At 63.5% G+C, this 274-nt stretch carries 1 protein-coding gene; it reads right to left on the reverse strand.

Annotated features, from left to right (window positions below; all coding sequences use genetic code 11):
* Positions 1–274, reverse strand: a 274-nt coding sequence (locus P5683_RS26210; protein WP_315669530.1) for a hypothetical protein, incomplete at both ends; no start/stop codon positions are given.

Consider the following 274-nt stretch of genomic DNA (forward strand, 5'->3'; position numbering starts at 1 on the left):
TCAGCCGGTTCTCGGGCGGCACGTTGCGGGGCATCATCGCGAGGTTGCCCAGGAAGGAATTGCCCTGCTCGACGCCGTCCTCGACGTAATAGGCGTGGCCGATCGTGTCGTAGACGACGTTGCCTTCGAGGCGCAGGTCGTTCGTCTGGTGGACCACGATGCCGCGCTGGAAAGTGTGGTGGATGCTCACGTTCTCGATGTAGCTGTCCGCCGCGTCCGTCATGAAGTGGAAGTGCACCGGATAGCGGCCCATCTCGCCCGAGATGCCGAGCGA

The organism is Limnospira sp. PMC 1279.21 (assembly GCF_032349615.1).
In the GTDB taxonomy this organism is placed as follows: domain Bacteria; phylum Cyanobacteriota; class Cyanobacteriia; order Cyanobacteriales; family Microcoleaceae; genus Limnospira; species Limnospira fusiformis.